The following is a 14,689-nucleotide window of genomic DNA, read 5'->3' as shown; positions in this document are numbered from 1 at the left end:
AGTGACCATGGTGCGGAACCCATCCTGCCCGGTCAATGCCCGCGCCCGCGCTGCCCCCTGCCGAAATGCCGGGACATCACACCCGCCCGGCCTTGACCCCGCCGCCTTCGCACCCTAACCAACGCGTCAAGTGAGCCCGTAGCTCAGCCGGTAGAGCACGTGACTTTTAATCATGGGGTCTCGGGTTCGAATCCCGACGGGCTCACCACGCCACCTCTTCAAGCTCGACAACCGCCGTTCAACGGCCGTGGGCGTGCGCGACGTTGGCCCTCACGCGGACGATGATGGCAGCGTGAACCGCCACGGCGATGGCGAGCGCGAGCGCGTGTTGGCCGGGGCTCGCCGGCACGAGCAGGGCGACGGCGACGCCGAAGGGAATGAACAGTAGCGCGCCAGTGCCGAGGCCTGGATTGTAGCTGCGGAAGCGCGCGGCCATGCCGAGATGGGCGATGCCGTTCACCAGGATCAGATAGGCCGCGGCCAGCCCCCAGGCCGCGCCGGCGAGCCATGCCACATAGACGGCGACGAGATTGATCCCCCACACGCCGGGGAGATTGATCCAGAGCACATCCGAGACGGTCAGCGCCTCGACCCCGCCGAAGACCACCCGGTTCACATAGGTGCGGAAGCGGTCGCCCGTATGCTCCTCGATCTGGTGCAGCATGTAGAGAGGCGAGGCGAGGAACATCAGGACCACGCCCCGGCCGGCCCCGGACACCAACGGTGCGGTCAGCAAAAGCGCGACAGCCATGAAGCCCGCTCCGATCACCCAATTGCGCGAGAGCCATGCCTTCATCGCGAGATCCCCGCCATCCGCCGCAGCCGTAATCATCCTGCGCCACGCGGCTTGCGCCAAGCCCCGGAGGCTCTTCCCCGCCAATTCAGCAGGAACGAATGCACGGAGCAAAGCCCTCGATGCACTTTTTCATTGTCACTGAAATTCGCTTTGCTATGCTTGCGCCATGAAGCTCGCGGAATGGCTCTCGACGACCGGTACGAAGCGCAGCGCATTCGCGCGGCAGGTGGGCATGTCCCCGGCCAGCGTGACGGCCCTGTGCAATGACGAGCGCGCCTGGATCTCCCGCGAGACGGCCGAAAAGATTGCCGAGGCGACCGGGCAGCAGGTGACGCCCAACGATTTCCTCGGCCTTTCCACGCCCCTCACCCGAGGTTTGCCCGTGACCGATACCACCCAGGCCCGCGTCCAGTCCGCCATCGAAGCCATCGCGCGGGGAGAGATCATCGTCGTCACCGACGACGACGACCGCGAGAACGAAGGCGACCTCATCCTCGCCGCCTCGCTGGCGACGCCGGAGAAGATGGCCTTCGTCATCCGCAATACATCCGGCATCGTGTGCACGCCTTTGCCCCCGTCCGAGGCGAAGCGGCTGCGGCTCGATCCCATGGTGTCGAACAACGACGCGCCCATGGGCACGGCCTTCACCGTCTCCATCGACGTGCGCCACGGCACCACCACTGGCATCTCGGCGGAAGAGCGCACCAACACCGTGCGCGCCCTTGCCAACCCCAACATGGGCGCCGGCGATTTCGTGCGGCCGGGCCATGTCTTCCCGCTGATCGCCCGCGAGGGCGGCGTGCTGATCCGCTCCGGCCATACGGAAGCGGCGGTGGACCTGTGCCGCCTCGCCGGCCTGCCGCCCATCGGCGTCATCGCCGAGCTGGTGAACGATGACGGCACCGTCCAGCGCGGGCCGCAGGTGACCGCCTTCGCCGAGAAACACAATCTCACCCGCATCTCGGTTGCGGAGATCATCGCCTATCGCCAGGCGCGCGAGAAGCTGGTGACGCGGGCGGCGGAATTCCCGGTGCCCACCGTCGTCGGCGAGCTGCAGGGCTATTCCTACGTGACGCCCTTCGATCCGGTGAACCACCTCGCTTTGGTCAAGGGCCGCATCGGCGACGGCGAGAAGGTGCTGGTGCGCCTGCACCGGGCCGACGCCATCGCCGACGCCTTCAGCGGCGGCAAGGTGCTGCAGAAGAGCCTGGAGCGCATCGAGGCCGAGGGCCGCGGCGTGCTGGTCTATCTGCGCGACGGCACCAGCGGCGTGCCGGCCGTGGCCATGGGCCAGAATTCCGAGAAGAGCACCAGCGAGCTGGAGCGCGACCGGCACTGGCGGGAAGTGGGCCTCGGCGCGCAGATTCTGCGTGATCTCGGCATCCAGTCGATCCGCCTCCTGTCCTCCAAGACCCGAACCTATGTGGGCCTCGCGGGCTTCGGCATCGAGATCCTCGGGACTGAGACGCTCGATTGAGCCATCCCGGCCGCGGCCGAGCCGCCGCGGCCAACCCATTGTGAAACTTAAAAGACACTGGCGATGCGCGCGCCGCGCACGCCAGTGCAACGGTTCCGCCGCAAAACGTGACAGGCCTTAAGGCGGCAAAGCTCTTCTCCCCGCGGGGGAACGGTGTCAGCATTTCACGGACGTGAAGCCGCACTGTTTCTTCCACGGGAGGAAGCTGTCCATGTCCTCGCGCCGCCGCCTTTGCCGCCACCTGTGTTCTCGTGCTTCCGGCCTTATGGCCGCGTCTCTCCTCGCCCTCGGCCTTCTCCCCCACGCCCCTGCCGAAGCGGGCGGCGCCGGTAAGCTGCCGGTGGACGTGGAGCTGGTGCTGGCCGTGGACGTCTCCTATTCCATGGACGCCGACGAGCTTGCCCTTCAGCGCGAAGGCTATGCGGCCGCCCTCACCTCCCCCGAATTCCTCAATGCGCTGCGACTCGGCCCGAACGGTCGGATCGCGGTGGAATATGTGGAGTGGGCCGGCGAGAACGAGCAGAAGATCGTGGTGGAGTGGCACATCATCGATGGCCCGGAGAGCGCGAAGGCGTTTTCCGAGGCAGTGCGGGCGGCGCCCATCCGGCGCATCTACCGCACCTCCATCTCCGGTGCCCTGCTGTTCGCCGCCGACCAGTTCGACCTGAACGGCTTCCGTGGCCTGCGCAAGGTCGTCGACGTCTCCGGCGACGGCGTGAACAATCAAGGGCCACCCGTGGCGATGGCGCGGGATGCGGTGGTGCGCCGGGGCATCACGGTGAACGGGCTGCCGCTGCTGATGAAGCGCTCCGCCTCGTCCGCGCTCGATATCCCCGAACTCGATGTCTATTACGAGGACTGCGTCATCGGCGGCCCCGGCGCCTTCGTCATCCCGGTGGAGAAGATGGAGGAGTTCGCCCGCGCCATCCGCACCAAGCTGGTGCTGGAAGTGGCCGGCGTGGTGCCCAAGCCCGGACCGGGCCTCATCCAGCACGCCTCCGCCGAGCAGCCGCGCATCTCCTGCACCATCGGCGAGAAGATCTGGATGGACCACTGGGCCAATTGAGGCGCCCGCACCGCGCGTGAAGATTAGCTCAGGCGAGCGAGAGACCGGGCGCGTGCAAGCCCGCTTGCGAGAGGGTGAAAATCTCCACCCCCGTCTCGGTGACGCCGATCGTGTGCTCATATTGGGCAGACAGGCTTCTGTCCCTTGTGACGGCCGTCCATCCGTCCTTGAGCACCTTCACATCCGGCCGGCCGAGATTGATCATCGGCTCGATGGTGAAGATCATGCCGGGCTTCAGCTGCGGACCTTCGCCCTTGCGGCCGTAGTGCATCACGTTGGGCGCGTCGTGGAACACCGTCCCGATGCCGTGGCCGCAGAAGTCGCGCACTACCGAGCAGCGCTCAGCTTCCGCATATTGCTGGATCGCGGCGCCGATGTCGCCGAGATGCGCGCCGGGCCTCACCGCCTCGATGCCGAGCATCAGGCAGCGATACGTCACCTCGCAAAGCCGCTCGGCTGCCCTCTTGATCTGGCCGACCGGGTACATGCGAGAGCTGTCACCGTAATAGCCATCGAGGATCATGGTGACATCGATGTTGACGACGTCTCCCTCGCGCAACGGCTTGTCGTCGGGAATGCCGTGACAGACCACATGGTTGATCGAGGTGCAGATGTTCTTGGGGTAGCCACGGTAGTTGAGCTGGGCCGGCAGCGCGCCGGCCTTCAGCGTGTAGTCCATCACGAACCTGTCGAGTTCGTTGGTCGTGATGCCGGGTTTCACCAGATCGGCCACGGCGTCCAGGCATCCCGAAGCGATCCGGCCGGCGCGGCGCATGCCTTCGAAATCGTCTTTGCCATAGAGGCGGATGGCACCCTCGGTGGGGCTTGCGGGCACTTCAGATGCGGCGGGATCAGTCATCGGGGAGCATCAAGTCTTGTGTTTGATGGGGCGCCTGCCGCCCTTGGGAGCAGACATGGCAGCACCATCATCTGCGAAAACGGTCAGGCCCTGACGGGCGCCCATGGAATGCATCGGGCCCATGGCCAAAATCTGGCCGATGGTCCATGCGACCCCCTCAGCGCACCTCGACCAGCGGCACGCCACGCAAGGCCTCGAGATGCCCCGCACCGGTCACGAAGGCGGCGATGCGCAGCTGTTCGGCCAGCACCTCGAAATGGGCGACGACGGCCTCGGTGGAAGTGACGGCCGCCTTCAGCGTCGCCGCCGCCTGCCCCACGAGATCGGCGCCGAGGCGGATGGCCTTGGCGGCGTCCACGCCGTCGCGGATGCCGCCCGATGCGATGATTGGCACATCCGGCAGGGCCGCGCGCAGGTCCACCACCGCATCGGCGGTGGGAATGCCCCAATCGGCGAAGGCGGCGGCCAGCGCCTGCGTGCGGCCCGTGCCGCGCGCGCCTTCCACCAGTGCCCAGTTGGTGCCGCCGGCCCCGGCGACATCGAGCGCGGCCACCCCGCACTTCACCAGCCGGCGCGCGACGGGGGCGGAGAGACCGAAGCCGACCTCCTTCACCACCACCGGCACATGGAGATTGGTGCAGAGACCGGTGATGGCGTGGAGCACGCCGCGCCAGTCGCGGTCGCCGCCTTCCTGAATGGCTTCCTGCAAGGGATTGAGATGGATGACGAGCGCATCCGCGCCGATCATCTCCACCGCGCGGCGGGCGTTGTCGCGACCATCGGCGGCAAGGAGCTGCGCGGCGCCAAGATTGGCGAGGAGCAGCACATTCGGCGCGCGCCGGCGCAGGTCGCCGCCGAGCCCGCCGGCCGCGCCGGTCTCGACCGCGATGCGCTGGGAGCCGACGCCCAGGGCGATGCCCAGCGCCTGCGCCGCCTCGGCCAGATGCGCGTTGATCGCCTCGGAGCGCGCCGGCCCGCCGGTCATGGCGGAGATGAGCAAAGGCGCCTTCAGACGCCGGCCGAGGACGCTGGTGGACAGGTCCACCGCATCAAGGCTCAGCTCCGGCAGGGCGCAATGGACGAAGCGCCAGCGGTCGAACCCCGCATCCACGCGGGAGGCCACGCGATCGCCGGAAAGAACGATGTCGATGTGGTCTTCCTTGCGGCGACCGGCTGCGTTCTCGTCCATGCCTCTCCCGGCGGTTCCTGGGTGGATGCCTTTTGGCGTCGCTCATTAGGCGCCGCGGCGCTGGCGCCACACGCCCGCAAAATGTGCGACGCAGCGGAGCGCACGCACTGGCATCATTGTGTAAGCGGTGATCTAAAGTCATTCAAGGCAACGTATGTGCCTGTTGCAGGGGGATGATCGCCCCGGGCGGCCAAGAGCAGAGTGAGGGGGCGTATGGGGCAGAAGGGCGGACGGGACCGGCGGACCGAAGCTTCGGCGACGGCCCCGCGGGAAGCGCTGTCGGCGGCCGCCGGCGGTGTCGCGCTCGCCGTGGCGGCGCCGGACATCGACGCGACGCCGGCGCTCGATACCGCCTTGCCGGACTTCCCGCCCCGCTCCCGGGACCTCTCCTACCTCCGCGCGGTTGTGGACCGCCGGCTCGGGCTTCTCGTGCCGCCGGCCGCCTCGCATCCGGCCGTGCTGCATGCCGCCATGCGGCACATCCTGCTGGCGCCGGGCAAGCGGTTGCGGCCGCTGCTGGTCATGGCGGCGGCCATGCAGCTCGACGCCTCCGAGCATGCGGTGCTCGATTTCGGCTGCGCGCTGGAGATGATCCACGCCTCGTCCCTCATCATCGACGACCTGCCCTGCATGGACGACGCCATGGTGCGCCGGGCCCAGCCGACCACCCATGTGAAGTTTGGCGAGGACGTCGCCGTTCTGGCGGCGGTGGCGCTGCTGTCGCGGGCCCTCGGTGTCGCCGGCGCCGCGCCGGGTACGAGCGATCATGTGCGGCTCGACGCGGTGTGCATCCTGTCCAAGGCGGTGGGCTCGCTGGGCCTGTGCGGCGGCCAGTATGACGATTTGCGCCCGAGCCCCGGCCGCTCTCTCGCCGCCACCGAGGACGTGAACCGCCGCAAGACCGGCGTGCTGTTCTCCGCCGCGGTGGAAATCGCCGGCCGCGCCGCCGCCGCCGATGAGGCGCAGGCCGGCCATTTGCGGGCGCTCGCCGGCCATGTGGGCAGCGCCTACCAGATTCTCGACGACATCCTCGACAACTCGGGCTCGGCCGCGGCGCTGGGCAAGGATGTGGGCAAGGACGCCAACAAGGCGACGGTCATCGCCTCCCTCGGCGCGCCGCGCGCGCGCAAGCTGTTGTCGGAGCACTTGGCGGGGGCGCTCGCAGCCTCTAAAGAACTGGGGCCCAACAAGGAGGGCCAGCAGCCCCTGCGAGACTTCATGACCGCTGCCTTCGGTGAACTGATGGGGCCGCTGGCGCCGTGAGCGCCGCTGCCCACCAATACGACGACCCGATAGACGAAAGCCCGGCACCCCCCCTCGCCATTCTCGGCCTCACCGCAGGCTATGGCGCGCGCACTGTGCTGGCTGGCGTGGATCTCGTGCTGCGCGCAGGAACGGTCACCGCCCTCGTCGGCCCCAACGGCGCCGGCAAGAGCACCCTGGTCCGGGCCATCTGCGGGCGCATCCCGCCGCGCACGGGCGTGATCCGCATCTGCGGCATCCCCGCCGCCGAGAGCGAGGCCCGCGCCCGCATCGGCCTCGCCCCGCAGGACATCGCCCTCTACCGCGCGCTCACGATCGCAGAGAATCTCGCCGTCTTCGCCCGTCTCGCCGGCGTCCGCCGCGCCGACGTCGCCGCCTGCGTCGCGCGGGTGATGGCGCGCACCGGTATCGAGGAACGCGCCAACGAGCGCATCGACCGGCTTTCCGGCGGCTGGCAGCGCCGCGCCAATGTGGCGGCCGCACTCGTCGGAAATCCGCGCCTGCTCGTGCTGGACGAGCCGACCGTCGGCGTCGACGCCCCCGCCCGCGCCGACCTTGCCGCTCTGGTGCAGCGGCTTGCGGCGGACGGGCTCGGCATTCTTGTCATCACCCACGATTTCGCCTTCGCCGAAGAGGTGGCCGAGCGGGTCGCTATCCTCTCCGAGGGGCGCATCGCGCTGGAAGGGCGGCTCGCCGCCCTCATCGCCGCGCGCTTCCCGAACCAGCGGCGCGCCGCCGTGACCTTCGCCACGCCCCCCTCGCCGAACGGGCGGCAGGTGCTCGCCCTGCGCGGGCTGACCGGGGATGAAGGCGGCACCTCCTTCAGCGGCGTCGTCTCCGATACGCCGGAGGGCGCGGGCGGGCTCATCGCCGCGCTCAAGGTGGCCGGCCTCGTGCCGCGCACCATCGCGTTCGAGGCGGCGGGCCTCGATGCCCTCTATGCCGACGTGACCGGGAGCAACCATCCATGATGATGGGCGCCATCGTCCGGGCCATGGCACTGACGCTGATGCGCGACCGCGGCGCGCTGATGATGACGTTCGTGCTGCCGCCGGTGCTGTTCATTCTGTTCGCGGCGGTGTTCGCCGGCACGGGGGGCGAAACCTCGGCCATCAAGATCGCGGCGGCACGGACCACCGAGGCGCCATCGGCCACGGCCTTCCTCACCGCGCTCGGCCACGCCAGCGACAATGATCTCATCCTCGTCACGCCCGAGGAGGTCCGCGCCCGGGTGGCGGACGGCCGCGCCGATGTGGGGCTGGTGGTGCGGGGCGACGTGGCCGCCGCCACCGACAAGCCGCCCCTGCTCGTCATCACCGATCCCGCCCGCAATGTCGCCGCCGCCCTGCTCTCGGCGCGCATCCAAAGGGTGTTCACCGACGACCTGCCCGGCCTCGCCATCCGCCGCGTGGCGGCGCAGATTCAGGTGCTGGTGGGCGCCTTCTCCCCGGAACAGACCTCGCGGCTGGAGCAGTCCATCGCCCGCGCGCCGGAACTGGTGGCGGGGGGCGGCGCCGAGCTGATGGAGCGCCAGCCGCTCACCCGCCGCCGCTCCGAGCCGGGCGTGAGCTATTATGCCGGCGCCATCGCCATGCTGTTCCTGCTGTTCTCGGCGGTGCAGGGCGCGGGCAGCCTGGTGGATGAACGCCGCTCCGGCGTGTTCGACCGCATCGTCATGAGCCGCGGCGGCGTGTTGGCGCTGGTGGGCGGCAAGCTCGCCTTCCTGATTCTCCAGGGCCTCGCGCTCTCGGCGGTGCTCTTTGCCGTGGCGCAGATCGTCTATGGCGTGAACGTCCTGCCGAATTTCTGGACCTTCGCCGCCGTCGCGGTCGCCGCCTCGGCTGCCGCAGCGGGCATCGCCTTGCCGCTGGCGGCGGTGTCGCGCACGCGCCAGCAGGCGCAGACGCTCTCCACCTTCGCGGTTCTGCTGCTCTCCGCCGTGGGCGGCAGCATGGTGCCGCGCTTCCTCATGCCCGAATGGCTCCAGCAGGCGGGCGTGCTGACCCCGACGGCCTGGGGCATCGAGGCATTCCAGGGCGCGCTGTGGCGCGGCGAGGGCATGGCGACGCTCGCCCCCTCCCTGCTGATCCTCCTCGGCTGGGCGGCCGCAGGCGCCGCCGTGACGCTCTGGTTCATCCGGCGACAGGTGCGATTGGCCTGAAAGCTCCGGCTGGCCTGAAAGGTGCGGCTGGCCGGACCGTACCGCCCCGGCGGCCCCCTGCGACACGAAATCCTGAACGCCCTCGGCGCTTCCATCCGGCGCGCGCGCACACTAGAACGCCTTCATGGCGATCCTTGACCTTGCCAATCCGGTCCGCTTCCTCAGCCTGTCCGCGCGCATCCTGCCCTGGATCGCTGCCGCGGCGGTGGTGACGCTCGCAATCGGCTTCACTCTCGCCTTCCAGGCGCCGCCCGACTACCAGCAGGGCGAGACGGTGCGGATCATGTACATCCACGTGCCCTTCGCGTGGCTGGGCTTGTTCGGCTACTCGATGATGGCGGCCTCCTCCATCGGGATCCTCGTCTGGCGGCATCCTTTGGCCGATGTGGCGCACAAGGCAGCAGCCCCGGTGGGCGCCACCTTCACCGCTTTGTGCCTCGTCACCGGCGCGCTGTGGGGCCGGCCCATGTGGGGCACCTATTGGGTGTGGGATGCACGGCTCACCTCCATGCTGGTGCTGCTGCTGCTCTATCTCGGCCTGATGGCGCTGCGCGCGGCCATCGACGATCCCAACCGCGCCGGCCGCGCCGCCGCCGTGCTTACGCTGGTGGGCTTCATCAACGTGCCCATCGTGAAGTTCTCCGTGGACTGGTGGAACACCCTGCACCAGCCGGCCTCGGTGTTCCGCATGGGCGGCTCCACCATCGATTCCAGCCTGCTCTGGCCGCTGCTCATCTGCGCCATCGGCTTCACGCTGGTGTTCATCGCTTTGCACATGCTCGGCATGCGCACGGAAATCCTCCGCCGCCGCGTGCAGGCGCTGGAAGCCCGCGCGGCCGCGGAAGCCATGGCCTGAGCCCCCGCGCATGACCCATACCGTCTTCATCGCCGCATCCTACGGCGTCTCCCTCCTCGGCCTCGGGCTGCTCGCCCTCTGGCTGGTGCTGGACTATCGCAGCCAGCGCCGCACCCTCTCGGAGCTGGAAGCGCGCGGCGTCGGCCGCCGCCGGGCGGCCAATCGCACGGGAGAGGCAGAATGAGCGATCCCGTAATCCCCCCTGCCCGCCAGCGCCGCCGCCTGTGGCTTGTGGCCCTGCCGCTGGTCGTGTTCCTGGCCCTCGCCGCCCTGTTCTTCTCGCGGCTCGAAACGGGCGGCGATCCCTCGCGCATTCCCTCCGCGCTGGTGGGCAAGAAGGCGCCGGTCGTCTCCCTGCCGCCGCTTGAGGGCCTGAAGGGGCCGGACGGCGCACCGCTGCCCGGCATCGACCTTGCCGCGCTCGGCGGCAAGCCGGCGCTGGTGAATGTGTGGGCCTCGTGGTGCGGGCCGTGCCGGGAGGAGCATCCCATCCTGATGCAGCTCGGCAAGGACCCGCGCTTCAGCCTCCTCGGCATCAACTACAAGGACGCGCCGGACAATGCCCGCCGCTTCCTCGGCCAGTTCGGCCTGCCCTACAAGGCGGTGGGGGTCGACCCCAAGGGGCGGGCGGCCATAGAATGGGGCGTCTACGGCGTGCCGGAGACCTTCGTGGTGTCCAAGGACGGCACCATCGTCCACAAGTTCGTGGGGCCGCTGACCCCCGAGGCGGTGAGCAACACGCTCCTGCCGCTGATGGCGCGTCTCTCCGGCGGCTGAGCCGCCCGGCCGGCCTGCCCGAGGATTACCGATGGCCTTCTCCCCCGAAGAGATCGAGCGCTACGCCCGCCACATCGTGCTGCACGACGTGGGCGGGCCGGGCCAGCAGAAGCTGAAGGCGGCGACCGTGCTGGTCATCGGCGCCGGGGGCCTCGGCGCGCCGGTGCTGCTCTATCTGGCGGCCGCAGGGGTCGGGCGGCTGATCCTGGTGGAAGACGATGTCGTCTCCCTCTCCAATCTCCAGCGGCAGGTGATTCACCGCACGCAGGACATCGACCGGCTGAAGACCGACAGCGCCCGCGATGCGGTGGCAGCCCTGAACCCTCACGTGGAGCTGGTGACGCATCCGGTACGGCTTGATGCCGGCAACGCGCTGGACCTCATCGCCCAGGCCGATCTGGTGGTGGACGGCTCGGACAATTTCTCCACCCGATACCTCGTCTCGGATGCCTGCGTGCTGGCGAAGAAGCCGCTGGTCACGGCGGCGCTGGGGGCGTTCGATGCCACCATCACCACCATCCGCGCCCACGAGATAGGGCCGGATGGTACCCCGAACCCCACCTACCGCTGCCTGTTCCCCGAGCCGCCGCCCGCCGGCACCGTGCCCGCCTGCGCCGAGGCCGGGGTGCTGGGGGCGCTGGCCGGGGTGGCCGGATCGCTCGCGGCGCTGGAGGCGCTCCGCGCCATCGTCGGTTTCGGTGAGCCGCTGGTGGGGCGCCTGCTGATGATCGACGCGCGTTCCATGCGCTTTGAAACCCTCAGCTATGGCTGGGACCCCGAGAACCCCCTCACCGGCGAGGGCGCGCGCATCACCGACCTGTCGGCGCACACGCGCGGCGTGGCAGCCTGAGGCATGGCAGACGTCTCGGCGCCCCGCGCGTGCGTCTATACCTGCCTGATCGGCGGCTATGAGGCGCTGAACGAGCAGCCCATGGCGACCGCCTCCGGCCTCGACTTCCTCTGCTTCACCGATGACCCGACGCTCACCAGCGCCTCGTGGAAGCTGGTGCCCTGTACGCCGGCCTTTCCGCTCGATCCGGTGCGCAGCCAGCGCATGGTCAAGCTTTCCCCGCACGATGTGCTGCCGGGCTACGACGTCTCCCTCTACATCGACAACAGCGTCATCCTGACGGTGCCACCGGAAGAGGTGATCGCGCGCTACCTGCCCCCCGGCACCCGGGCGGCCATGCCGGGGCACAGCTTCCGGGCCAGCGTCCGCGACGAGTTCATGGAAGTTCTGCGCATGGGCCTCGACGATGGCGGGCGCGTGCTGGAGCAGCTCAACCACTACACGATGAGCGATCCCGCTGCGCTGGATCCCGCGCCCTTCTGGTCGGCCATCATGCTGCGGCGCCATCACGAGCCGGACGTCATCGCCGCCATGCGGCTGTGGCTCGCCCAGGTGTTGCGCTACTCCCGCCGCGACCAGTTGTCCGGCACCTACGCCCTGCGCCGCACCGGTTTGCGAATGAATCGGTTCGACGTGGACAACCTCGGATCGTGGTTCCACCGCTGGCCGGTGACCGAGGCACGCGACCGCGCCGCCTTCCCCTTCTCGCCCATCCTCAGCCAGGTGCCCGCCGCTCTGCTGGCGGAGGACTGGCGACGCGACCGCGCGGCGCTGGAGGCGCGCATCGGGGTGCTGGAGCAGGCGCTCGCTGCGGCGGAAACGGGGGTGACACGGCTGGAGGCATCGAAGGCGGCAAGGCCGGACTCAGCGACTTCGGCTGAGTCCGAACCTGACTGCACCCCGGCCCCACCGATATCCATCCCGAATGGCACCCGAACGTCACCGACATCGGGTCCAGTCAGTTGGCTGGCCCGCCTCGCGGGCCGCCTGTCGGGACGCCGCAACTCCTGAGGCGAAACCGCCTCAGAGCATCGCCGGCAGAACGCGATCCGGCGGACGGTGGCCGTCCATGAAGGTCTTGATGTTCACGATGACCTTCTCGCCCATGTCCACGCGGCCCTCGAGAGTCGCCGAGCCAAGGTGCGGCAGCAGAACGACTTTTCCCTGCCTAGCGAGGCGCACCAGCTTGGGGTTCACCGCCGGCTCGTGCTCGAACACATCGAGGCCCGCACCGGCGATCTCGCCGGCTTCCAGCAGGCGCGTCAGGGCGTTCTCGTCGATCACCTCGCCGCGCGCCGTGTTCACCACATAAGCGTCTGGCTTCAAGAGCTTAAGGCGCCGGGCGGAGAGCAGGTGGTAGGTGGCGGGGGTGTGCGGGCAGTTCACGGACACGATGTCCATGCGCGCCAGCATCTGGTCGAGGCTGTCCCAATAGGTGGCGTCGAGCATTTCCTCGATGCCGGAATTCAGGCGGCGGCGGTTATGGTAATGAATCTGCAGGCCAAATGCCTTGGCGCGCCGCGCCACCGCCTGGCCGATGCGGCCCATGCCGATGATGCCGAGGCGCTTGCCCCAGATCCGCCGGCCGAGCATCCAGGTGGGCGACCAGCCGGCCCACTCTTCCTTGTCCGCGATCATCACCTGCGCACCCTCGGCGAGGCGCCGCGGCACGGAGAGGATCAGCGCCATGGTCATGTCCGCGGTGTCCTCGGTGAGGACGCCGGGGGTGTTGGTGACCGTGATGCCCCGGTTCAGCGCGCTGGCGACGTCGATGTGGTCGACGCCGTTGGAGAAAGAGGCGATCAGCCGCAGGTTTTCCCCAGCCTGTGAGAGCACCGCCGTATCGATGCGGTCGGTCACGGTCGGCACGAGAACGTCCGCCGTCTTCACGGCCTCAACCAGCGCGGCCTGATCCATGGGCACGTCGTCGATGTTGAGTTTGGCATCGAACAGCTCACGCATCCGCGTCTCGACCGAGTCGGGCAGCTTGCGCGTGACAACGACGAGGGGCTTGCGACGCACCATCGTTACTCCCCATTCCCCATTTCTTAACGGTTCTGGTCCCGTCTATCAGACAGCCGGGGAAACACAAGGCGCGCCGGGACGCAGGGCCTTGACGTGCCCGCCACGTCGGCGCACCCCTCCGGTCTGTTAGGTGCGATGCGAAAGGACGATCCCATCATGCCCGCAAAGCGAACTCATCTGAAGCGAAGCCTCGACAGCCGGTCGGTGAAAGCCCTGGCCCTTGCGGCGGCGATGATGGTGGGAACGGCTGCGGGTGCAGTCGCCGCCGAGCCCGGCACCTCCGGCCTGCCGGTTCCCCGCTTCGTCTCCCTCAAGGCCGACAAGGTGAACGTCCGCAACGGGCCAAACCGCGACCAGGACGTGGCGTGGGTGTTCAACCGCGCGGGCCTGCCGGTGGAGGTGACCGCCGAATATGAGACGTGGCGCCGCATCCGCGATGCCGACGGCGCGGAGGGATGGGTGTACCACTCCATGCTGTCGCTGCGGCGGACCGCCCTCGTCGCCCCCTGGCTGAAGGGCGAGACGGTGCCCCTGCGCGGCTCGGCCGACGCCGATGCCAAGGTCGTGGCCAAGCTCGAGCCGAGCGTGCTCGGCGTGGTCAAGGCGTGCGACGGCAAGTTCTGCCGCATCACCGGCGACGGCTTCGACGGCTATGTGCAGCAGAACCAGCTGTTCGGCGTCTATCCCGGCGAGAAGGTGGACTGAAGGGGAGCGCCGCTCCCCTCGCCTCCCGCTTCAGCCCTGCGTCTCGGGCGTGTGCAGCACCAGCCCGTCCAGCGCTGCGGTCAGCTTGATCTGGCAGGAGAGGCGGGAAGTGGGACGAAGGTCGGTCGCGAAATCGAGCATCCCCTCCTCCATTTCCGAGGGCTGGCCAACCTTTTCCATCCAGGCTTCGTCCACATAGACGTGGCAGGTCGCGCAGGCGCAGGCGCCGCCACACTCCGCAACGATACCCGGAACACCATTGCGCACCGCCGTTTCCATGGCAGTAGCACCCTCCGGCCCGTCGACCTTGTGGACGGCGCCGGTATGTTCGATAAAGGTAATGGCAACCATAGATTGTCGCTTCCCGGCTTCCGCCGCACGCGCGGCGGTGGCTTGATCGGACGGCTCGCGAGCGTCCGCCGGATGGCGTCGGCCGGGCCGCTTTCCGGTCACTGGCTATAGCGGCTTGCCTCGCGCCGCACCAGCGTGGGCGCCGATTGTCGCGGGTCCCGCCCGCCCGGGCCGAATGGCCAAGCTCAAGCCAAGTGGCTCGATATTAACGATATCTTCATTAATGCGGCAGGGGCGGTTCAAACGGAGCCGCGGCCTGTCTAGGATAAGAAACGGTAAACCATCTTCGTCCGGCGTGGCCGGATGATGGGGGC

General features: G+C 68.8%; 16 protein-coding genes and 1 tRNA gene. 12 read left to right on the top strand and 5 right to left on the bottom strand.

Annotation, left to right across the window (positions count from 1 at the left end; translation table 11 throughout):
* Window positions 1-132: 132 nt before the first annotated feature.
* Window positions 133-208: transfer RNA gene (locus tag FHT36_RS00640), tRNA-Lys, on the top strand.
* 30 nt (window positions 209-238) lie between these two features.
* On the opposite strand, the gene FHT36_RS00635 is transcribed toward FHT36_RS00640, so the two are convergent.
* Window positions 239-751, bottom strand: a complete 513-nt coding sequence (locus FHT36_RS00635) for an HXXEE domain-containing protein (protein ID WP_246701964.1) — start codon at window positions 749-751, stop codon at window positions 239-241.
* A 211-nt stretch (window positions 752-962) separates the two neighbouring features.
* Between FHT36_RS00635 and ribB the strand changes: the two genes are divergently transcribed.
* Window positions 963-2,273 (top strand): 3,4-dihydroxy-2-butanone-4-phosphate synthase, encoded by a 1,311-nt coding sequence (ribB, locus tag FHT36_RS00630; RefSeq protein WP_169120161.1) that lies wholly within the window; start codon window positions 963-965, stop codon window positions 2,271-2,273.
* A gap of 265 nt (window positions 2,274-2,538) precedes the next feature.
* Window positions 2,539-3,339: a DUF1194 domain-containing protein gene (locus FHT36_RS00625; RefSeq protein ID WP_169120159.1), complete on the top strand. Its 801-nt coding sequence runs from the start codon at window positions 2,539-2,541 to the stop codon at window positions 3,337-3,339.
* Window positions 3,340-3,367: 28 nt separating this feature from the next.
* Here FHT36_RS00625 and map read toward each other — a convergent pair whose 3' ends face one another.
* Together map and fni are read right to left on the bottom strand one after the other, a co-directional pair.
* Entirely contained in the window at window positions 3,368-4,198 is an 831-nt protein-coding gene (gene map / locus FHT36_RS00620; protein WP_169120157.1) for a type I methionyl aminopeptidase, read from the bottom strand.
* Between the two features lie 157 nt (window positions 4,199-4,355).
* Window positions 4,356-5,387 carry a type 2 isopentenyl-diphosphate Delta-isomerase gene (gene fni / locus FHT36_RS00615; RefSeq protein WP_169120155.1) on the bottom strand — a complete coding sequence of 344 codons (1,032 nt, stop codon included), beginning with the start codon at window positions 5,385-5,387 and terminating at the stop codon, window positions 4,356-4,358.
* 213 nt (window positions 5,388-5,600) lie between these two features.
* Between fni and FHT36_RS00610 the strand changes: the two genes are divergently transcribed.
* From FHT36_RS00610 to FHT36_RS00575, 8 genes are all read left to right on the top strand, one after another.
* A complete protein-coding gene (locus tag FHT36_RS00610; protein WP_169120153.1) occupies window positions 5,601-6,650 on the top strand; it encodes a polyprenyl synthetase family protein in 1,050 nt (349 codons plus the stop codon).
* Entirely contained in the window at window positions 6,647-7,621 is a 975-nt protein-coding gene (locus FHT36_RS00605) for an ABC transporter ATP-binding protein (RefSeq protein ID WP_169120151.1), read from the top strand. Before FHT36_RS00610 ends, FHT36_RS00605 begins: the two co-directional genes overlap by 4 nt.
* Entirely contained in the window at window positions 7,618-8,811 is a 1,194-nt protein-coding gene (locus FHT36_RS00600) for an ABC transporter permease (RefSeq protein ID WP_169120149.1), read from the top strand. Before FHT36_RS00605 ends, FHT36_RS00600 begins: the two co-directional genes overlap by 4 nt.
* Window positions 8,812-8,935: 124 nt before the next feature.
* Window positions 8,936-9,667, top strand: coding sequence for a heme ABC transporter permease (locus FHT36_RS00595; protein WP_169120147.1), 732 nt, complete (start codon window positions 8,936-8,938; stop codon window positions 9,665-9,667).
* 10 nt (window positions 9,668-9,677) lie between these two features.
* Complete coding sequence (ccmD, locus tag FHT36_RS00590; RefSeq protein ID WP_169120145.1) at window positions 9,678-9,851, top strand: heme exporter protein CcmD; 174 nt, start codon at window positions 9,678-9,680, stop codon at window positions 9,849-9,851.
* A complete protein-coding gene (locus FHT36_RS00585; protein ID WP_169120143.1) occupies window positions 9,848-10,444 on the top strand; it encodes a DsbE family thiol:disulfide interchange protein in 597 nt (198 codons plus the stop codon). The genes ccmD and FHT36_RS00585 overlap by 4 nt, the downstream gene beginning before the upstream one ends.
* A gap of 31 nt (window positions 10,445-10,475) precedes the next feature.
* Complete coding sequence (locus FHT36_RS00580) at window positions 10,476-11,294, top strand: molybdopterin-synthase adenylyltransferase MoeB (protein WP_169120141.1); 819 nt, start codon at window positions 10,476-10,478, stop codon at window positions 11,292-11,294.
* A gap of 3 nt (window positions 11,295-11,297) precedes the next feature.
* A complete protein-coding gene (locus FHT36_RS00575; protein ID WP_169120139.1) occupies window positions 11,298-12,305 on the top strand; it encodes a glycosyltransferase domain-containing protein in 1,008 nt (335 codons plus the stop codon).
* 12 nt (window positions 12,306-12,317) lie between these two features.
* Here the strand turns inward: FHT36_RS00575 and FHT36_RS00570 are convergent, their stop codons facing one another.
* Window positions 12,318-13,319, bottom strand: coding sequence for a D-glycerate dehydrogenase (locus FHT36_RS00570; RefSeq protein WP_169120137.1), 1,002 nt, complete (start codon window positions 13,317-13,319; stop codon window positions 12,318-12,320).
* Window positions 13,320-13,475: 156 nt separating this feature from the next.
* Between FHT36_RS00570 and FHT36_RS00565 the strand changes: the two genes are divergently transcribed.
* Window positions 13,476-14,024 carry an SH3 domain-containing protein gene (locus FHT36_RS00565; RefSeq protein WP_210257521.1) on the top strand — a complete coding sequence of 183 codons (549 nt, stop codon included), beginning with the start codon at window positions 13,476-13,478 and terminating at the stop codon, window positions 14,022-14,024.
* Between the two features lie 30 nt (window positions 14,025-14,054).
* Here the strand turns inward: FHT36_RS00565 and FHT36_RS00560 are convergent, their stop codons facing one another.
* On the bottom strand, window positions 14,055-14,375 hold the full coding sequence (locus FHT36_RS00560) for a 2Fe-2S iron-sulfur cluster-binding protein (RefSeq protein WP_168457945.1): 321 nt from the start codon (window positions 14,373-14,375) through the stop codon (window positions 14,055-14,057).
* Window positions 14,376-14,689: the final 314 nt, after the last annotated feature.

This window comes from Xanthobacter sp. SG618 (assembly GCF_012932745.1).
Lineage (GTDB): Bacteria > Pseudomonadota > Alphaproteobacteria > Rhizobiales > Xanthobacteraceae > Xanthobacter > Xanthobacter flavus.
The sequence above is the reverse complement of the archived record's forward strand: the minus strand, read 5'-3'. Positions and strand labels throughout refer to the sequence as shown.